The following is a 17,173-nucleotide window of genomic DNA, read 5'->3' as shown; positions in this document are numbered from 1 at the left end:
CCGAATGAACTACGGCTGCATTTCGCACCGCGATATGCCCGTCGCGATACATGGCATCGCGTGACACCGTCGGCCTGCCTGCATTCGCCTGCAAGCCGCGGGCAAAATACGGTTGTCGGATCAACTTCAAAACCTCTCTGCCGAGCAGCCTACCAACTCATGCTCCGCTTCAATAGTTCGCATCCCTTTGTGTGCGAACTACGGAAGCGGGGTACCAGAAGCGTTCATCAATGGCTGGCATCCCAGCACAGCTGGACGCACATTTCCGTGATCAAGTTGCGATCAGGTCGGTCGCCGGCGATCAGGCCGCCGCGCCTAGCTTTTCGATCAGGAACACGATGCGCTGCTCGCTGCGCTCGCTGATCTCCACCTTGTCGCCGGTCTCCCGGATCAGATTAGGGATGTCAATCACTGACAACGGATCGGTGCAATGCACTTCGAGCCGGTCGCCGGGCTTGAGCGGCTTCAGCGCCTTGCGAGTCTTCAGGGCGGGGAGCGGGCACTTCAAGCCCTTCAGATCAAGCATCGTCGTGGTCATGGGCGGACCATGGCCAAGTGAAAGCGCAGCGTCAACCGCACTCAAATCAGTTCGGCATAGGAGAGGAATCCGACGCTCTGGCCAGGCTCGACCTTGGTGATGTCTTCGCCGAGTTCAGCCAATCCATCGGTCTCGATCAGCGACGACAGCAGACCGGCGCCTTCGCGCGGGAATTTGACCGCCTCGAACGAACCGTCCGCCGCACTGCGCAGGGACACGCGAACATATTCACGGCGGCCGGCTTTTTTCTTGTAGCTGAAGGCGGCGCGCACCGGCTTCGGCGTCAGCGCTTCCGGCAGCGCACCGGCCAGGGCCAGCACGGTCGGCCGCACCACGTGGACGAAGGTGACGAAGCTCGCGACGGGATTGCCGGGCAATCCGATGAACGGCGTGCCCGAGATGATTCCCATGGCGACAGGCCGTCCCGGCTTGATCGCCATCCGCCACAGCACCAGCGAGCCGACGCTCTCGACCGCCGCCTTGACGTGATCCTCCTCGCCGGTGGAGACGCCGCCGGTGGTCAGAAGCAGATCGTGCTGGCTCGCGACCTCGCGCAACGACGCCGCGAGCGGCGCACGCTCATCGCTGAAGATGCCGAGATCGGAGACGCCGCAGCCGAGGCGCTTCAACATCGCCATCAGCATGAACCGGTTGGAATCGTAGAGCTGCGCCGGGGCCCGCGATGCTCCCGGCGACGCCAATTCGTCGCCGGTGGAAAACACCGCGACGCGGATGCGCCGCCGCACTGCGAGGGACGTCAGGCCAAACGCCGCAGCCACCGCAACATGCTGCGGCCTCATGCGCTGCCCTGCCCTGAGCGCGACGACGCCGTTCGCCATGTCCTCGCCTGCCGGGCGCACATTGGCGCCTGGCTTGAGACCGGCCGGAAGCACCACCCGGCCGTCCTCGTCGACGCGCACATCCTCTTGCATGAACACGGTGTCGGCGCCGCCGGGCATCGGCGCGCCCGTGAAGATGCGCACCGCGTGCGCGGCCGGAACAGGCGTTGCTGCCGCGCTGCCCGCGGGCACGCGCCCGGTCACGACGAACGTCGCTTCACCCTCCGCCGGCAGATCGCTCGCACGCACCGCATAGCCATCGACCGCGGAGTTCGTGAACGGCGGCAGCGGCAAGGGCGCTGCGATATCGCCGGCGAGGATGCGGCCGTCGGCCGCGATCAGCGGCAAGGTCTCGGTTTCCGTGACGGCACTGACCTTCGCCGTGATGATGCCGACGGCATCATCGATCGACATCAACGGGCCGCCAAAGGCAAAACAATCGTCGGAGAGCTGCGCCATGGGGCCTCTTACCGTCTTCCGATCGCAAGAACGTCCGCGACCGGCATCGCCAGGCGTTGCATCATCGCTGCGATCGCCGGGATGTCGTCGAGATGCACCACGGGTAGCGACGTTTCAACCTGGACATCGCTGGCGATGCCGACAATGTCAGGATCGTTCGGGAACAGCAACGGCTTGCCATTGCCTGCACGATGCACCTCGATCTTGCGATGCGGCTCAGTCTTGTAGCCCTCGACGACGACAAGATCGACCGGAGACAGTTTGGCCACGAGCTCAGGCAGGGCCGGCTCGGCATGCCCGCGCAATTCATGCATCAAGGCCCAGCGCGCTGCCGACGACACCAGCACCTCTTCCGCGCCGGCTTCCCGATGCCGCCAGGAATCCTTGCCGGGCACATCGACATCGAACTTGTGATGCGCGTGCTTGATCACGGAGACGCGCAGGCCCTGCGCCTTCAGATGCGGGATCACGCGGGTCAGCAGGGTGGTCTTGCCGGCACCGCTCCAGCCGGCGAGGCCAATCAAATTCATTGCGGTCTCCGAACGGAACCAGATACGGCCGTCATCGCGAGGCAACAGCGACGAAGCGATCCAGTTCTTTCTGGGCCTCTGGATTGCTTCGCTCGCAATAACGGCGCCCGGTTGCAACTCTTCTCGTCAGCTAGCTTTATATCGGCGGCCCAGGAATGTCATGCTAACGTCTGCATCATGACCACATCTGCAAGAGCCCCCGCCCCCCGCATCCTGCCCAATCCCTCCGATCCGCGGCTGACCGAGCGCGTCAGCGGCATCGACCAGACCGGCGTGCGGGTCGAGATCAACGTGCCGGTGGAGCGGCCGCTGACGCTCTATCTCAACGCCCAGGAGATCGTCACCATGATGACGATCGGCGACTATCCGGAATATCTGGCGCTCGGCTATCTGCTCAACCAGAACATGCTGAAATACGACGACGTCGTCACCGAGGTCGAGTATGACGACGATCTCCAGGTGGTGGTCGTGCGCACCGCACATCACACCAATTTCGAGGCGAAGCTGAAGAAGCGCACGCAGACCTCGGGTTGCGCGCAAGGCACCGCCTTCGGCGATCTGATGGAGGCGATCGAGAGCATCGTGCTGCCGAAAGCAGAGCTCCGCACCTCCTGGCTTTATCAGATGACGCAGACCATCAACACCATGCCTTCGCTCTACCTGGAGGCCGGCGCGATCCACGGCTGCGTGCTGTGCGAGCAGGGTACGCCCGTCTGCTACACCGAGGATGTCGGTCGCCACAACGCGGTCGACAAGATCGCAGGCTGGCTCTACCGCCACGGTGTCGACCCCGCCGACAAGATCCTCTACACCACCGGACGGCTGACCTCGGAGATGGTGATCAAAACGGTGCGGATGGGCATTCCCATTCTGGTATCGCGTTCGGGCTTCACCGCCTGGGGCGTGGAGCTCGCGCGACAGGTCGGGCTGACCCTGGTCGGCCGCACGCGCGGCAAGCGCTTCATCGCGCTCTCCGGGCAAGAGCGCATCGTCTACGACCAGGACCTCGCCTATGTCGAGGAGGAATCGGCAAAGCATCGGCGGAAGGGCGAAGGCGGTGATGACTGACGCGGCGGGTTCCAGGCAAATTTCCGGCGTCGTGCTCGCCGGCGGGCTGGCGCGGCGGATGGGCGGCGGCGACAAGCCGATGCGCATGATCGCGGGTCGCACCATTCTTGAGCGCGTGATCGCGCGGCTTGAGCCGCAATGCGGCCGGCTCATTCTCAACGCCAATGGTGATCCCGCGCGCTTTGCGGCCTTCGGCCTCTCCGTCGTGCCGGACAGCGTCGCCGATTTTCCCGGACCTCTCGCCGGCATTCTGGCCGGGCTCGACTGGGTCGCGGCCAACCAGCCGTCGGCGCAATGGATGCTGAGCGCAGCCGGCGACTGCCCGTTCCTGCCGCGCGACCTCGTGGCGCGACTGTACGCCGCGGTGCAGGCCGACGACGCCGAACTGGCGGTGGCAGCCTCCGACGGACAGTCGCATCCGGTGATCGGCCTGTGGAGGGTATCCTTGCGGGATCAGTTGCGCCATGCGCTGGTCGTCGAGGATATCAGGAAGATCGATCGCTTCACGGCGCGCTACAGGCTGGCAACCGTGAGCTGGCCGGTGACCCCGGTCGATCCGTTCTTCAACGCCAACACGACTGAGGATCTCGCGGAGGCTGAACGATTGGCGGGGCTTGATGGCGGCTGACGAAATGACGAATGATGCGGCGACCACCGCCGTACGCCGCACGGTGATCGCGGTCGCACTGCTCAATCTCGGATATTTCGGCATCGAGTTCGCGGTGGCACTCGCGATCGGCTCGGTCTCGCTGTTCGCCGACAGTGTCGACTTCCTCGAGGATGCTTCGGTCAACCTGTTGATCCTCGTAGCACTGCGCTGGAGCGCGCTGGCCCGCGCGCGGCTCGGCATGGCGCTCGCAGCAGTCCTGCTGGTGCCGGCCTTCGCCGGGCTCTGGACCGCAGGCCAGAAGTTCTTCACCGCCATCATCCCAGCGCCGCTGCCGCTGACGATCACCGGGCTCGGCGCGCTGGTCGTGAACCTCTCCTGCGCACTGATGCTGGCGCGGGTCCGCCATCACCATGGCAGCCTGACGCGCGCAGCCTTCCTGTCGGCACGCAACGACGTGCTGGCCAACATCGCGATCATCGCAGCCGGGCTGGTCACGGCGTCTCTATGGCACTCAATTTGGCCCGACCTGATCGTCGGCGTCGGCATCGCCTGCCTCAACGCGGATGCCGCGCACGAGGTGTGGGAGGCCGCGCATGAGGAGCACAAGGCGGCGAAGGCGTAGCGCGTTACAAAACGTAGTGCAGCCACGGCGACGGTGAACTCCCTCCCCTCTTGCGGGGCGCGACGAGCTGCGCTTGCGCTGAGAGGGTTGGGGTGGGGGGTGCCCCAAGCGACACTGCCGCCGTGGCCCCCCACCCCCGACCCCTCCCCGCAAGGGGGAGGGGAGAGAACCGCACCTGCGGCAACCGCTCCCAACTACTGATCACGGCTTCGCGTTCGGAAAGAACAGCTGCTGGCCGTCGATCTTGTAGTTGGCGATCGCGGTCTGGCCGTCCGGCGAGATCAGCCAGTCGACGAAGGCCTGCCCGTCTTCCTTCTTCACATGCGGGAATTTCTCCGGGTTCACCAGCATGACGCCATACTGGTTGAACAGATGGGTGTCGCCCTCGACGACGATCGCGAGATCCCCGCGGTTCTTGAACGAGATCCAGGTGCCGCGATCAGAGAGCACATAGGCGTTCATTGCGCTGGCGGTATTGAGCGCTGCGCCCATGCCCTGCCCGATCTCGCGGTACCACGGCCCCCTCTGCGCAGTGATGTCGATGCCGGCGTCCTTCCAGAGTGCCAGCTCGGCCTGATGGGTGCCGGAGCGGTCGCCACGCGAGACGAAGGGCGCAGCCTTGGCGGCGATCGCCTTGAACGCCGCCAGGATGTCGTTGCCCTTCACAGCCGCCGGATCGCTGCTCGGTCCGATCAGCACAAAGTCGTTATACATCACGTCGTAGCGCTTCACGCCAAAGCCTTCGGCCAGGAACTTCTGTTCCTGCGGCTTGGCGTGGACGAAGACCACGTCGGCATCGCCGCGCCGCGCGGTGTCGAGCGCCTGTCCCGTGCCTTGCGCGACCACCTTCACGTCGATGCCGGTCTTGGCCTTGAACAGCGGCAGCAGATAGCCGAACAGGCCGGAATCCTGGGTCGATGTGGTGGAAGCGACCACGATCGAGCGGTCCTCCGCGCTCGCAGGCGCAAGTGCGGTCCAGGCCGCGACCAAGCTGACGACGAGGAGAGAGGCGAAGCGAGAGCGCATCACGATAGCCTTCTTGATCTTGATGATGAGCGTTCAGAGCACAAGATCGCCGCGGATGAACGCCGCGGCTTCCGGCGTGGCCGGATTGTCGAGGAAGTCGATGACGAGGCTGCGTTGGCGCACGGCGCCGCGCACCATGAAGATCACGTCGCCGGCGAGCCTGCGCACCTGGCCGAGGTCATGCGTGGTCATCACGATCTTGATGCCGGACTGCGCCGCGGTCAGCACGATGTCTTCCAGCGCACGTGTCGCGGCCGGATCAAGGCTTGCGGTCGGCTCGTCCAGGAACAGGATTTCGGGATTGCGCGCCAGCGCGCGCGCCACGGCCAGCCGCTGCTGCTCACCGCCGGACAGCCGTCGCGCCGGACGTTCGGCGAGATCGGTCAGGCCAACCCGCCCGAGCAGTTCGGCAATACGCGCGGGACGTTCGCCGCGCGGCACACCCGCTTGGACAAGCGCGTAATCCACATTGGCGGCGGCGCTTCGCCGCAGCATCGCCGGTCGCTGAAACACGAAGGCGCGCCGCGCCGGCGCACTGACCTCGCGCCCGCCCCAGGAGACGTGCCCTTGGCTCGGGCCCACCAGGCCCATGCACAGCCGCAACAGGCTGGTCTTGCCGGAGCCGTTGGGTCCGACAATCAAGGTCGGGGCACCCGGCGTAATCCGGAGGCTGACGCGGTCGAGCAGCGCGGTGGCGCCGACCCGCAGCGACACCTCGTCAAGAACCAGCGGCAGGTCGCTCGAGGGCGCACGCATGATCTAACCCGCCTGCCGTTCCGACCAGGCGCGCATCGCCCAGGCGGCTGCGTTGATCGCCACCACGATGGCGAGAAGGACAAGTCCCAAACCCAGCGCGAGCGGCAGATTGCCTTTGGAGGTCTCGAGCGCTACCGCCGTGGTCATGGTGCGCGTGAAGCCATCGATATTGCCGCCGACGATCATGACGGCGCCGACCTCGGCGGCGGCGCGGCCGAAGCCGGCCAGCAGCGCCGTGAGCAGGCTGTAGCGCGCGTCCCACAACAGCGTCGTTACCCGCCCGACCGGGCCGACCGCCATCGCCGCGAGTTCATCGCGATATTCGACCCAGAGGTCGGCGATGGTCTGGCGCGTCAGCGCCGCGATGATCGGGATGATCAGCACGGTCTGTGCGATCACCATCGCGCTCGGCGTGAACAGGATGCCGAGCTCGCCGAGCGGACCCGAGCGCGACAGCAACAGATAGACCGCCAATCCCACCACCACCGGCGGCAGACCCATCATCGCATTCAGCGCGACCACCACCGCCTCACGGCCTGGAAACCGGGTCAGCGCCAGCCAGGCGCCAAGCGGCATGCCGATCAATGCTGAGAACGCGACGGCGGCGAGACTGACGATCAGCGACAACCGGACGATCGCGAACAATGTCGCGTCGCCGTTCGCAATCAACTCCCAAGCACTGCCGTGATCCGTCATCCGCTGCTCCGGATAGCCTTGTTCGGCACAGATTCCAGAGCCTGTCAAATAATTGAAGAGGACCAGAAATATGCATATAGGTGCAGGATGGAGTTCCTCACCACCAGCGAAGCAGCCGACTACCTGCGCCTGGGCGAGCGCAAGCTCTATGAATTGGTGACATCGGGTGCAATCCCCTGCAGCAAGGTGACGGGGAAGTGGCTGTTCCCGCGCCACGAGCTCGACCTTTGGGTGCAGGCCGGCATGGCGCGGCCACCCGGCATGCCAGTGGCCGATCCACCGCCAATCGTCGGCGGCAGCCAGGACGATCTGCTCGAATGGAGCCTCCGTGAATCCGGCTCGGCGCTGGCCTCGCTGAACGAGGGCACGATGCGCGGTGTCGAACGGCTGCAGCGCGGCGAGGTGATTGCGACCGCTATCCACTTTCACGGCGGCGAGCCGGCCCGGGATGACGCCAACGTCGCAGCCGTCAGGGCGATGCCGGGGCTTTACGACGCGGTGCTGGTCGGGGTTGTCAGGCGGGAACAGGGGCTGCTGGTGGCGCCGAGCAATCCGCGTCACCTCGCGAGCTTGGCCGATGTGCTTGCCTCCGGCGCGGTCGTCGCCATGCGCCAACCCGGCGCAGGCGCGCAGCTGCTGCTGGAATCGCTGCTCGCTCGCGCCGGCGCCAGCCTGAAGGATGTGAAGCGAGGCGAGCCGCCCTGCCTCACCGGCCCGGACCTGGCTGCGGCGATCCGCAATGGCAACGCCGATTGCGGCATCGCAACCCGCGCAGCGGCCAAGGCGGCCGGGCTCGATTTCGTGCCGCTCACCTGGGAGAACTTCGATCTCCTGATGCGGCAGCGCAGCTATTTCCGTCCGCCCATGCAGGCGCTGATCCGCTTCCTGGCAGAGAAGCGCACCCGGGAGCGCGCCACCGAACTCACCGGCTATGATACCTCTCCCGCCGGACAGATCCGCTTCGCGGCCTGATTGACTGACGCGGCAGGTTCACTGCACAAAGGAACGACCGGCCGAAAGAGCCGGACACATCGGGGAGGACGGATTGCCAATCATCGACGTCGAACGAGCGAGCAAAGCCGCGCTCATGGCCGCGGCCGTGCTCTTGATCGCACCAACAGCGCGCGCCGAGATTTCCGACGGCATCGTCAAGATCGGTGTGCTCTCCGACATGAACGGCCCGGCGTCGACGCCGACCGGACAGGGCTCGGTCACGGCCGCGCAGATGGCCGTCGACGATTTCGGCGGCAAGGTCTTGGACAAGCCGATCAGCGTCATCGTCGGCGACCATCAGCTCAAGGCAGATATTGGCGCAGCGATCGCCCGGCGCTGGTACGACACCGAGCAGGTCGACCTGATCGTCGATGTTCCGGTCTCCGCGGTCGGATTAGCGGTGCAGACCATCGCCAACGAGAAGAAGCGGCTGTTCATCACCCAGTCGACCGGCGCGGCCGATTTCCACGGCAAATTTTGCTCACCCTACGCCATGCAGTGGGTGTTCGACACCCGCGCGCTCGCCACCGGCACCGCCAAGGAGGTGGTGAAGCGCGGCGGCGACAGCTGGTTCTTCATCACCGATGACTACGCCTTCGGCCATTCGCTGGAGCGCGATGCCTCGAGCGTCGTGACCGCCAATGGCGGCAAGGTGGTGGGCTCGGTGCGGCCGCCCTTCGCCACGCCTGATCTGTCGTCCTTCATCCTGCAGGCGCAGGCCTCCAAGGCCAGGATCATCGGCATCGCCGCTGGGCCCCCGAACAACATCAACGAGATCAAGACGGCGGCCGAGTTCGGCGTGATGAAGGGCGGCCAGCAGATGGCGGCGCTGCTGGCGCTGATCACCGACATCCATTCGCTCGGCCTGCCCGCGGCGCAGGGCCTGCTGCTGACCACCTCGTTCTACTGGGACATGGACGACAAGACCCGCGAATGGTCGAAGCGCTATTTTGCCAAGATGAACCGGATGCCGACGATGTGGCAGGCCGGCGTCTATTCCGCCGTCACCCACTATCTGAACGCGATCAAGGCCACGGGCAGCGACGACCCGCTCGCGGTGGCGGCGAAGATGCGCGAGACGCCGGTCGAGGATTTCTTCGCGCGCCATGGCAAGCTCCGTGCCGACAATCTGATGGTGCATGATCTGGTGCTGGTGCAGGTCAAGTCGCCGGAGGAGAGTAAATATCCGTGGGACTATTACAAGATCCTGGCGACGATCTCCGGCGAGGACGCATTCGGCCCGCCCGATCCGGCGTGTCCGCTGGTGAAGAAGTGACGCTGGGGCCACGGTGAAGGAATTGTCCCCGCCTAGCGCGCAATTGCGCGCGAGACGCGGGGACTGATAACGACCGACGGCGATGATGGAGGGATGCAGCGCGATAAGCGTCACGCTCCAGAACCAGTATCACGCCGTCGTCCCGGCGTTCGCCGGGACGACGGCGTGCTATTTGGCGGCGCCAATCTCCTTGAAGTACTTCAGCACACCCGGATGAATGAGATCGACGCTTGGCGCGGCCGCGACCGTATTCGCGGCCGTGGTCTCGCAGGCCTGCGCCAGCGTCTGACAAAGCGTCGTTTCCGCACCGTGCAGCGTGCGGGCGAGACGATAGGCGACGTCGTCCGGCAGGGTCTCGCGCACCAGGACGAAGCTCCAGGAGCCGAGCGACGCGATCGGTTCGCGCTGCCCTGGATAGCTGTTCGCCGGCACCGTCAGCGACTTTAAGAAGCTGTGCTTGGCGCGCACCATTGCGATCTCGTCCGCCGAAGGCGCGATGAAACGCGCGCCGCCGGCACTGTTCGCCATTGCGACAAAGCCCGGCCAGCCGGTGCCCGCGCCCCACAGCGCCGCCGCACGACCATCCTGGACCATGGCCGGCCCGTCGCCGGCGCGGTCGAGATAGATCGCCTTGAAATCCGTATCCTGCTTCAGGCCGAGACCGTCGAGGATGTAGCGCGACATGATCGGCAGGCCGGAGCCCTTGGCGCCGAACACAACGGTCTGCCCGATCAGATCGCGAATGGTCCTGTATGGGCTGTCGGCGCGCACGACGAACAGGCCGGGACTTGAAAAAATCGCGGTCAGGATCTTCAGCCGGGTCGGCGGCCGGTCGATGCCCATGAAGGCCTGATAGGCCGGCTCGCCCGCGACCAGGCCGAGGTCGAGCTCGCCCTGCTCGAGCAGCGGGATGTTCTCATTGCTGCCCTTGGTGTTACGCGGAACGATCTCCAGCGACGGATCGCCCGCATTCATGGCTTTAGCAAAGGCATCGCCGTAAAGCGGGAAGCCGCCGCCCGGTGTCGCGGTTCCCAGGCTGATCGCGGCCTTGCTGGTTGTGGCGCTGGTGATGGCGGTTTCTCCCTGCTGCGCTGCAGCGCTGCCGCTGAGCAGCGCAAGGGTCATGTAGAGGGTTATGCAAACGACACCGACAGGCCTCATGATCCACCATCCGCTCTCCGCGACAGCGAGCTTGTAGGCAACGGCGCCGCTTTATGGAAGCATGAGCCCGATCACAACGACAAGAGTTTCGAGGAGGAAGACCGATGAGGAGATCGCGTGCGATTCTGTTCGGCCTCGTTGTCCTGATCGGCATCACCTTGCGGCCGCTGCCGGCCGCCGCCGGCTATCCGGATCATCCGGTGCGCTGGCTGATCGGCTTCGCGCCGGGCGGCCCGGTCGACGTGGTCGCGCGCATCATGGCGCAGTGGCTGTCCGACCATTTCGGCCAGCAATTCGTGGTCGAGAACCGCACCGGTTCGGGCGGCAACATCGCCGCGGCAGCCGCGATCAATTCGCCGCCCGATGGCTATACGCTGCTGTTCGTCGCGCCGAACAACGCGATCAGCACCTCGCTCTACAAGAAGCTGTCCTACGATTTCCTCCGCGACACCGTCCCGGTCGCCAGCATCATGCAGCTCACCAACATGCTGGTGGTCAGCAATGCGGTGCCGGCAACAACGGTGCAGGAGTTCATCGACTATTGCCGCGCCAATCCCGGCAAGATCTCCTATGCCTCCTCCGGCAACGGCACCTCGGTGCACATGTCGGCCGAGCTGTTCAAGGCAATGACCAAATGCGACATGCTGCACGTGCCCTATCGCGGCTCGGCGCTCGCCTTTCCCGATATCATCTCCGACAAGGTGCAGCTGATCTTCGACAACCTGCCGAGCGCGCTGGAGCAGGCCCGCGGCGGCAGCGTGCGCGCGCTCGGCGTCACCTCGCCCCAGCGCTGGCCGACGGTGCCGGACGTGCCGGCGATCGCCGAGACCATCCCGGGCTACGAATCGGTCGGGTTCTACGGCATTTCGGCCCCCAAGGGTACGCCGCCCGAGATCGTCGGTATCCTCAACAAGGCCGTCGAGCAGGCGCTGAAGGACCCCAAACTGGTAGCGCGGCTGGCCGAGACCGGCGGCATCCCGCGCGCCATGGCGCCGGAGGAGTTCGGCAAGCTGGTGGCTGACGAGACCGAGAAATGGCGCAAGGTGGTCGAATTCGCCGGCGTGTCGGTGGATTGACGGGCCGGGCCGTTGCGGCTGTGGTTCGGCCCGGCGGCGGCATTGCGGGATCGCGGCCCACGCTGTAAACGAGGCCGGCACCGTCGCCCGGTTCCCCCGCCAGCAGCTTCGGATCAGCCCGTGCTGGTCCGCGGAGAGGCTTTTGTGCGGGGCGCCAGCGTCGCGGGGCCTGTAGCTCAATGGTTAGAGCCGGCCGCTCATAACGGTCTGGTTGCAGGTTCGAGTCCTGCCGGGCCCACCACATCAGTGGCTTACTCGGTACAGCCCCTTGTTCCGCTGAGTTGACCCACGAGAAACGCCCCGTGCCATCGCTCCGCGCTTCTTCGGTCGAGGGACTGCACTCTCACCTATGGTCTTCGCTCTCGATCATGAATGCGGTGGGGGCTCTCGCACGAACTGGCCGAGCAAAACCGTTGCCCACTCTGCAGAACACCTCAAGGTTCGACCCGATACAGGCGCCATCGCTTCGGCACGCCTTTGAGTTGATGAACGCCGCGATCCTTGAAGCGGATACCGGACTGCGACATCAGATCCTTCACTGCGCTCGAGACGAGCACTTCCCCGCCACGCGCTTTCGCGGCGACGCGCGCGCCGATATGAAACGCGAGACCGACGACCTCGGCTCCGCTCACTTTGTATTCGCCCGCATGAAGCCCCACCCTGATTTCCAGGCCCAGCGTGCGCACCGCCTCCTGGATCGCGGTCGCGCAACGGACAGCGGCAACCGGCGCCTTGAAGGTCGCGAGCATTCCGTCTCCCGTCGTCACGACCTCCTTTCCGCGCAAGGTCTTCAGTTCTCTGCGGACCGCGGCGTAATAGTGGCTCATCACCAGCGTCCAGCGGGAATCGCCGAGTCGCGCGGCTTTTTCGGTGGAGCGAACGATATCGACAAAGAGGATCGTCGCGAGCGCTTGTTCGAGTTCGGCGCCACGGCCGGCGGATTTGCGGCGGATCGCAATAGGTCCTGCCAGCGGTTCATAGCGATGGTTGCGTCGCCGCGCGATCGCGGCTTTTGCATAGCCTTTGGCACGCTCCGCCGTGCCGCACCGAATTGCTTTCACCCTCGGTGTAAGCGTCCAGTAGACCTTTCGCCCATCGCCGGCGCCACGGACCTCTACGGCGCCCCACTTCAGGAAAACCGTCGAGCCAACCCGTCGAACACACCATGCCTTTGACGTGTATCCGGAAACGTTCGACTGATGGACTCCGATGCGAAGAAACTTGGACATGAACGTGCGGCCGATCGAAAGACCGTTTGGGCATACCGGCAGTCAAGCGTAGTCGTACATTTCCATGTTGGCAACAGCTCTACTTCGAGCAAATGATGTCCGGCATGTGTGTCCGATCGCAGAAAAGCGTGCGGCGCACGCCCGACGTGTGGACGCCGGCGAGCTAACTGCCGGCGTTTCTCTTCGCAGCCGCCTGCGTACCGACCGCCGCCGCCATTGCAGCGCTCGATGGCGTCGGCGGAGCTTCTTGCTATCGCCTAAGCGGACGAAGATCGACGATCGCTGCCGTGAGCGGGAGACGCTGCGCAAGGCCGTGGCGGGCGGGGCCACCACGGTAGACTTGGCCGCCGCGACAGGATCAGCTGCCCCCAAGCGTAGAGCCCGCTCTGAGCTACCGCCCCAGACGGAGATGCCTCCGCTCCCGATCACCCGACAGAATTCAAGGCAGTCGGCAGACGTCGGGATGAAGCAAGGGCGCGTCCTTCAACCAGAATTTAGCGCCGTCCGAGCCGGCGACGGCGCGCAACGCATTGCCAGCCGGCAAGCGGATCCAGCTTTGCGATGTCAGCATCTGATCGCCAATCGACAAGCTCCCCGCGAGAACAAGCGCTTCAAGCCCGCGTACATTGTTGATCATGATCGTCTCGTCGGGTGCCCAGCTCTCGAGACGTACGTTTTCGAATCCGTCGTCGAACAATTCAATCGCGCTCGCCGCGCCCAGTCTCGGCTTCATCAGACGATCCTCCGCGGGCCGCCACACGATCTGCTCACGATCGCCGTCCCGGAATTGCCAAAGCCGGACGAAGATCGTGCAGCCGTCCTTCGACGCGGGAACGTGCGAGGTCCCCGGAGGATTGCGGAAGTAGCTGCCGGCCGGGTAATCGCCGTGCTCATCCTGGAACACGCCGTCGAGAACGACGATCTCCTCGCCGCCGCCGTGCGTATGGCGGGGAAACGCACTGTGAGGTGCGTATCGCACGATGGAGGTGGCGCGCGCCACCTCGTCACCGATGCGGAACAGCATCCGCCGATCGACACCCGCCGCCGGGCTCGCTTTCCACGGGAGCTCCGCGGCGTGAACGATCACAGGAACCGTCAGATCATCATTGATACGCATGGCACCCCTCCTTTCGTGGTCAACATCATTCTCAACTTGGTCTGGCCGGATCTCATCTCGTCAGAGGTTTCCTTCGAATGAGGCTCGACCGCCGACGCGCGTCGTTCGCAGACGTGCGACTAGCGAAGCGGCGGCGCCTTCCGCTGCATGGACGGCACCGGCGAGATATCCCGGCTCGCGAGCGCTCGTCTCGCTACCGGCCAGAACGATGCGGTCGCGCCATCCTTCACCGACCCATGGGCCACGATCCGCGACGGGATGAACGGCCGCGATTCGGTCCCGGTCCGTGGCCGTGAGGGGATCGGCCGCCCAATCCTTGAAGAGAGTAGCGCGAACCTCGGCGGCCTTCGAGTCGAACAGGAGAGCCAATTGCTGGATGCAGGACGCGATGATCGCTGCCTCCCCCAGCGAAGCGCGGTCTTCCGCGGGTAGGCCGAGAAAGCCGAACAATGCGGCTTTGCCGGAGGCAGTCGTAGCATCGTGCACTTCGGCGAGCGGTCCCACCATGCTTTGCGCCGTGCCCGACAGACCCTTCTCAAGCCAGAATGGCCGATCGTATAGCGCGAAGAACTTCGCATGCGGTGCCATCCACGTCGGCGTATCGCGCCAGCGTCGCGCCGACGTTTGATCAATTCGAGGGGTAAACGAGACGGCCGCTTCAAGCAGACGCGGCGGGAGCGCGAAGACGACTTGCGATGACCGGTAACTCCTTTCAGCGCCGCCAGCGTCGATGAAGGATAGCTCGACATCATCGCCGTCCAGCATCGCGCCAGTCACTCGGGCGTTGAGCTCGATATTCCCGTCCGGAAGGCCAGCGGCGAGCGCCGATATAATCGAAGCCGTGCCGCCGACGAGCCGCATGGAAGGGGACGCTCCGCTTAGTCCCCCGAACCGCCGGGGGGCTTCGAGAGGCAGTCGATGTAAGACGATGTCACCGCCACTCTGCTGAGCGAAGCTGGCCAGTCCAAGGCCGTCGACGAGCCGACTGAAGGACGGCTGCACGTCGGGCCAGAACCAGGACGGACCGAGATCGAACCCATCGCACGAGGCTTGGCCCGACTCGTCGACCGACAGGATACGTCCTCCGAGCCTTCCTCGCGCTTCCAACAGTCGAAAATCGATCCCCGCACGGTGGATCAGATGGGCCACGGTCAGACCGGCAAGGCCCCCTCCGACGATCAGAACAGCAGCATCCGATGACGACACACTGAATTCTCCCTAACTGCTGGTCCAATTATTGGCGGCCGGCGGTGACGCCACCGTCAACGGGAAGTACGGTGCCGGTGATCCAGGACGCCTGGTCAGAAGCAAGAAACAGAATGGCCTCGGCCACGTCCCGCGGTTGGCCATTGCGGCCGAGCGGATGGAAGGCGTCGAAGCTCGGAAGCACTTGCTTCACCTGCTCGTCGGACATGAAAGTATTGTAGACCGGAGTTTCCACGACGGCAGGCGCGACGGCATTGATGCGGATCTTATATCGGGCCAGTTCGATCGCGAGATTGCGCACCATCGCATGAACGCCGGCATTGGCGGCGGAATAAGCCGCCGAAGGCGTAGCGCCGATTGCCTGGATCGCCCACATCGAGCCCGTCTGGACGATGGCGCCACCCCTGTCCTTCATGGCTCTTGCTGCGGCCTGGGCCGCAAAGAACTTCCCCTTCAGGATCGTGTCGAGATACCAGTCGTAGTCCGCCTCGGTGAGTTCGAGGAAAGGCTTCGGGTTGAAAACCCCGGCGTTGTTGACCAGGACGTCCAGCTTTCCGAAGCGGGCAACCGCAGCCCCTACCAACGCCGCGCCAGTTTCGGGATTGGCGATATCGCCGGCCGATATGATGACTTTCTCACCACCCGGATCGATCTCACGAGCGGCCGCCAGCAATTTCGCGGCATCGCGCCCGTTGATCGCGACCTTCGCGCCTTCGGCGAGGAAGCGCGCGGCGGCTTCCTTGCCGATACCTGAGCCACCGCCGGTGACGGCGACCACTTTTCCTTCGAAACGCATCATATTCCCGCCTCTCCTCCGCGCATCTCTCGGCTTGCCAACTCAGGCCAGCGTCGGGATGACGCCTCATCTAGAAGAAAAACTATTCGGTGCACCGGCCGCCGCCGAAGCAGGATGCAATCCACATCTCGGCACCTCTGCCCTTTTGCATGAGCCTCAAATGGCTTTCGTTGATTGTTATTGACAGACGCGCAGCGCGTCGCAAATCTGAAGTTCTTTCCGTCCGCTAAAGAAAATCTTTTTGGATGAGATCACCGATCTTTTTGAACGCGCTCCGGGCTTTCGAGGCCAGTGCCAGGCACGAGAGCTTTTCCGCCGCGGCTTCGGAACTCAACGTGACGCCCGCGGCCGTTGGACAACTCGTGCGGAGTCTCGAGGAGTGGCTCGGCACATCGCTATTTCACCGAAGTCCCAGCGGGCGGGCCAGGCTGGTCCTGACCGAGATCGCTCAGCGCGCGCTGCCGGACATACGCGCCGGGTTCGACCGATTGAGTCTGGGCCTTGAACGCCTCAAGGAGGGCTCGGCAAACGGCGTGCTGACGGTTACGGTCAGCCCCGCCTTTGCGGCCAAGTGGCTGCTGCCGCGCATCGATCGCTTCCAGGCGTTATGGCCGGATATTGACCTGCGGCTCGATACCAGCCTCAAGCTGCTGGATTTCGTCGCGCAAGGGATCGATATCGGGGTGCGGTATGGCGCCGGGATTTGGCCCGGCTTGACTGCCGAAAAACTCATGGACGAGGAGATCTATCCGGTCTGCTCGCCGACGCTGTTGCGCCGGAACCGACGGCTACGGACGCCAGCCGATCTGGCCGCTCAGACGCTCATTCATGATCTGTCAGTGGATGCCCGAGCCGGTTTCGCGACATGGAGTACCTGGCTGGAGAAAGCCGATGCGCCGGATGTCGCAACGAAACGGGGATTGCGGATCAATAATTCGGCCGCGGTCCTGCAGGCAGCGATCGACGGACACGGCGTCGCGTTGGCTCGCAGTATCATGGCGCGTGACGACCTGGCGGCGGGCCGCTTGGTGCGGCTCTTTCCCAAGGTCGAGTTGGCCTCGGCGCTTGCATACTACGTGGTCTATCGTCCGGAGTGTGCCGCGCTGGCGAGACTGGTTGCCTTCCGCGACTGGCTCGTCGCGGAGGCGTCGATGGCATAGAGGCAGGCCGCTGCT

The 17,173-nt window shown here is 64.7% G+C and carries 18 protein-coding genes and 1 tRNA gene; 8 read left to right on the top strand and 11 right to left on the bottom strand.

Annotated elements, in window-relative coordinates; all coding sequences use genetic code 11:
• Positions 1 to 301: 301 nt before the first annotated feature.
• From ACQR1W_RS21390 to mobB, 3 genes are read right to left on the bottom strand one after another with little or no spacing between them, the layout of a single operon-like run.
• Positions 302 to 538, bottom strand: a complete 237-nt coding sequence (locus ACQR1W_RS21390; protein ID WP_434852648.1) for a sulfurtransferase TusA family protein — start codon at positions 536 to 538, stop codon at positions 302 to 304.
• 41 nt (positions 539 to 579) lie between these two features.
• The gene (locus tag ACQR1W_RS21385) at positions 580 to 1,836 is read right to left on the bottom strand and encodes a molybdopterin molybdotransferase MoeA (RefSeq protein ID WP_434852647.1); all 1,257 of its coding nucleotides are present in this window, start codon (positions 1,834 to 1,836) and stop codon (positions 580 to 582) included.
• 8 nt (positions 1,837 to 1,844) lie between these two features.
• Positions 1,845 to 2,366 carry a molybdopterin-guanine dinucleotide biosynthesis protein B gene (mobB, locus tag ACQR1W_RS21380; RefSeq protein WP_434852646.1) on the bottom strand — a complete coding sequence of 174 codons (522 nt, stop codon included), beginning with the start codon at positions 2,364 to 2,366 and terminating at the stop codon, positions 1,845 to 1,847.
• Between the two features lie 177 nt (positions 2,367 to 2,543).
• On the opposite strand from mobB, the gene ACQR1W_RS21375 reads away from it, so the two are divergent.
• Genes ACQR1W_RS21375 through ACQR1W_RS21365 form a run of 3 tightly spaced genes read left to right on the top strand, consistent with a single transcriptional unit; the run spans position 2,544 to position 4,666 of the window.
• Positions 2,544 to 3,434, top strand: coding sequence for a formate dehydrogenase accessory sulfurtransferase FdhD (locus ACQR1W_RS21375; protein ID WP_434852645.1), 891 nt, complete (start codon positions 2,544 to 2,546; stop codon positions 3,432 to 3,434).
• Positions 3,427 to 4,062, top strand: a complete 636-nt coding sequence (gene mobA / locus ACQR1W_RS21370) for a molybdenum cofactor guanylyltransferase MobA (RefSeq protein ID WP_434852644.1) — start codon at positions 3,427 to 3,429, stop codon at positions 4,060 to 4,062. The genes ACQR1W_RS21375 and mobA overlap by 8 nt, the downstream gene beginning before the upstream one ends.
• Positions 4,052 to 4,666, top strand: a complete 615-nt coding sequence (locus tag ACQR1W_RS21365) for a cation transporter (RefSeq protein ID WP_434852643.1) — start codon at positions 4,052 to 4,054, stop codon at positions 4,664 to 4,666. Before mobA ends, ACQR1W_RS21365 begins: the two co-directional genes overlap by 11 nt.
• Before the next feature lie 201 nt (positions 4,667 to 4,867).
• On the opposite strand, the gene ACQR1W_RS21360 is transcribed toward ACQR1W_RS21365, so the two are convergent.
• The 3 genes from ACQR1W_RS21360 to ACQR1W_RS21350 are packed head-to-tail and all read right to left on the bottom strand — an operon-like array spanning position 4,868 to position 7,144.
• Positions 4,868 to 5,692, bottom strand: coding sequence for a substrate-binding domain-containing protein (locus ACQR1W_RS21360; protein WP_434852976.1), 825 nt, complete (start codon positions 5,690 to 5,692; stop codon positions 4,868 to 4,870).
• 33 nt (positions 5,693 to 5,725) lie between these two features.
• Positions 5,726 to 6,448 (bottom strand): ABC transporter ATP-binding protein, encoded by a 723-nt coding sequence (locus tag ACQR1W_RS21355; RefSeq protein WP_434852642.1) that lies wholly within the window; start codon positions 6,446 to 6,448, stop codon positions 5,726 to 5,728.
• Positions 6,449 to 6,451: 3 nt separating this feature from the next.
• A complete protein-coding gene (locus ACQR1W_RS21350; RefSeq protein WP_434852641.1) occupies positions 6,452 to 7,144 on the bottom strand; it encodes an ABC transporter permease in 693 nt (230 codons plus the stop codon).
• An 87-nt stretch (positions 7,145 to 7,231) separates the two neighbouring features.
• Between ACQR1W_RS21350 and ACQR1W_RS21345 the strand changes: the two genes are divergently transcribed.
• Both ACQR1W_RS21345 and ACQR1W_RS21340 read left to right on the top strand, forming a co-directional pair.
• Complete coding sequence (locus tag ACQR1W_RS21345; RefSeq protein ID WP_434852640.1) at positions 7,232 to 8,116, top strand: substrate-binding domain-containing protein; 885 nt, start codon at positions 7,232 to 7,234, stop codon at positions 8,114 to 8,116.
• Between the two features lie 115 nt (positions 8,117 to 8,231).
• Positions 8,232 to 9,413: an ABC transporter substrate-binding protein gene (locus tag ACQR1W_RS21340; protein WP_434852975.1), complete on the top strand. Its 1,182-nt coding sequence runs from the start codon at positions 8,232 to 8,234 to the stop codon at positions 9,411 to 9,413.
• Positions 9,414 to 9,581: 168 nt separating this feature from the next.
• On the opposite strand, the gene ACQR1W_RS21335 is transcribed toward ACQR1W_RS21340, so the two are convergent.
• Positions 9,582 to 10,574 (bottom strand): TAXI family TRAP transporter solute-binding subunit, encoded by a 993-nt coding sequence (locus ACQR1W_RS21335; RefSeq protein ID WP_434852639.1) that lies wholly within the window; start codon positions 10,572 to 10,574, stop codon positions 9,582 to 9,584.
• Between the two features lie 104 nt (positions 10,575 to 10,678).
• On the opposite strand from ACQR1W_RS21335, the gene ACQR1W_RS21330 reads away from it, so the two are divergent.
• Together ACQR1W_RS21330 and ACQR1W_RS21325 are read left to right on the top strand one after the other, a co-directional pair.
• Positions 10,679 to 11,650: a Bug family tripartite tricarboxylate transporter substrate binding protein gene (locus ACQR1W_RS21330; RefSeq protein WP_434852638.1), complete on the top strand. Its 972-nt coding sequence runs from the start codon at positions 10,679 to 10,681 to the stop codon at positions 11,648 to 11,650.
• 165 nt (positions 11,651 to 11,815) lie between these two features.
• Positions 11,816 to 11,891, top strand: a tRNA-Ile gene (locus ACQR1W_RS21325).
• A gap of 193 nt (positions 11,892 to 12,084) precedes the next feature.
• Here ACQR1W_RS21325 and ACQR1W_RS21320 read toward each other — a convergent pair.
• The 4 genes from ACQR1W_RS21320 to ACQR1W_RS21305 all read right to left on the bottom strand — a co-directional run bounded on the left by ACQR1W_RS21320 (position 12,085) and on the right by ACQR1W_RS21305 (position 16,001).
• Positions 12,085 to 12,879, bottom strand: coding sequence for an adenylate/guanylate cyclase domain-containing protein (locus ACQR1W_RS21320; RefSeq protein WP_434852637.1), 795 nt, complete (start codon positions 12,877 to 12,879; stop codon positions 12,085 to 12,087).
• 439 nt (positions 12,880 to 13,318) lie between these two features.
• Positions 13,319 to 13,996: a cupin domain-containing protein gene (locus tag ACQR1W_RS21315; protein ID WP_434852636.1), complete on the bottom strand. Its 678-nt coding sequence runs from the start codon at positions 13,994 to 13,996 to the stop codon at positions 13,319 to 13,321.
• Between the two features lie 60 nt (positions 13,997 to 14,056).
• Positions 14,057 to 15,202, bottom strand: a complete 1,146-nt coding sequence (locus ACQR1W_RS21310; RefSeq protein WP_434852635.1) for a flavin monoamine oxidase family protein — start codon at positions 15,200 to 15,202, stop codon at positions 14,057 to 14,059.
• Between the two features lie 28 nt (positions 15,203 to 15,230).
• Positions 15,231 to 16,001 (bottom strand): SDR family NAD(P)-dependent oxidoreductase, encoded by a 771-nt coding sequence (locus ACQR1W_RS21305; RefSeq protein WP_434852634.1) that lies wholly within the window; start codon positions 15,999 to 16,001, stop codon positions 15,231 to 15,233.
• A 242-nt stretch (positions 16,002 to 16,243) separates the two neighbouring features.
• Here ACQR1W_RS21305 and gcvA point away from each other — a divergent pair, with 242 nt between their 5' ends.
• Complete coding sequence (gene gcvA, locus ACQR1W_RS21300; RefSeq protein ID WP_434852633.1) at positions 16,244 to 17,158, top strand: transcriptional regulator GcvA; 915 nt, start codon at positions 16,244 to 16,246, stop codon at positions 17,156 to 17,158.
• The last annotated feature ends 15 nt before the right edge of the window (positions 17,159 to 17,173 follow it).

The organism is Bradyrhizobium sp. HKCCYLS1011 (assembly GCF_051167795.1).
In the GTDB taxonomy this organism is placed as follows: domain Bacteria; phylum Pseudomonadota; class Alphaproteobacteria; order Rhizobiales; family Xanthobacteraceae; genus Bradyrhizobium.
The sequence above is the reverse complement of the archived record's forward strand: the minus strand, read 5'-3'. Positions and strand labels throughout refer to the sequence as shown.

Excerpts from the sequence above, each read along its gene's own strand:
- ACQR1W_RS21390 (WP_434852648.1), bottom strand. The coding sequence starts at position 538 with ATGACCACGACGATGCTTGATCTGAAGGGCTTGAAGTGCCCGCTCCCC.
- ACQR1W_RS21385 (WP_434852647.1), bottom strand. The coding sequence starts at position 1,836 with ATGGCGCAGCTCTCCGACGATTGTTTTGCCTTTGGCGGCCCGTTGATG.
- mobB (WP_434852646.1), bottom strand. The coding sequence starts at position 2,366 with ATGAATTTGATTGGCCTCGCCGGCTGGAGCGGTGCCGGCAAGACCACC.
- ACQR1W_RS21375 (WP_434852645.1), top strand. The coding sequence starts at position 2,544 with ATGACCACATCTGCAAGAGCCCCCGCCCCCCGCATCCTGCCCAATCCC.
- mobA (WP_434852644.1), top strand. The coding sequence starts at position 3,427 with ATGACTGACGCGGCGGGTTCCAGGCAAATTTCCGGCGTCGTGCTCGCC.
- ACQR1W_RS21365 (WP_434852643.1), top strand. The coding sequence starts at position 4,052 with ATGGCGGCTGACGAAATGACGAATGATGCGGCGACCACCGCCGTACGC.
- ACQR1W_RS21360 (WP_434852976.1), bottom strand. The coding sequence starts at position 5,692 with ATGCGCTCTCGCTTCGCCTCTCTCCTCGTCGTCAGCTTGGTCGCGGCC.
- ACQR1W_RS21355 (WP_434852642.1), bottom strand. The coding sequence starts at position 6,448 with ATGCGTGCGCCCTCGAGCGACCTGCCGCTGGTTCTTGACGAGGTGTCG.
- ACQR1W_RS21350 (WP_434852641.1), bottom strand. The coding sequence starts at position 7,144 with ATGACGGATCACGGCAGTGCTTGGGAGTTGATTGCGAACGGCGACGCG.
- ACQR1W_RS21345 (WP_434852640.1), top strand. The coding sequence starts at position 7,232 with ATGGAGTTCCTCACCACCAGCGAAGCAGCCGACTACCTGCGCCTGGGC.
- ACQR1W_RS21340 (WP_434852975.1), top strand. The coding sequence starts at position 8,232 with ATGGCCGCGGCCGTGCTCTTGATCGCACCAACAGCGCGCGCCGAGATT.
- ACQR1W_RS21335 (WP_434852639.1), bottom strand. The coding sequence starts at position 10,574 with ATGAGGCCTGTCGGTGTCGTTTGCATAACCCTCTACATGACCCTTGCG.
- ACQR1W_RS21330 (WP_434852638.1), top strand. The coding sequence starts at position 10,679 with ATGAGGAGATCGCGTGCGATTCTGTTCGGCCTCGTTGTCCTGATCGGC.
- ACQR1W_RS21320 (WP_434852637.1), bottom strand. The coding sequence starts at position 12,879 with ATGTCCAAGTTTCTTCGCATCGGAGTCCATCAGTCGAACGTTTCCGGA.
- ACQR1W_RS21315 (WP_434852636.1), bottom strand. The coding sequence starts at position 13,996 with ATGCGTATCAATGATGATCTGACGGTTCCTGTGATCGTTCACGCCGCG.
- ACQR1W_RS21305 (WP_434852634.1), bottom strand. The coding sequence starts at position 16,001 with ATGATGCGTTTCGAAGGAAAAGTGGTCGCCGTCACCGGCGGTGGCTCA.
- gcvA (WP_434852633.1), top strand. The coding sequence starts at position 16,244 with ATGAGATCACCGATCTTTTTGAACGCGCTCCGGGCTTTCGAGGCCAGT.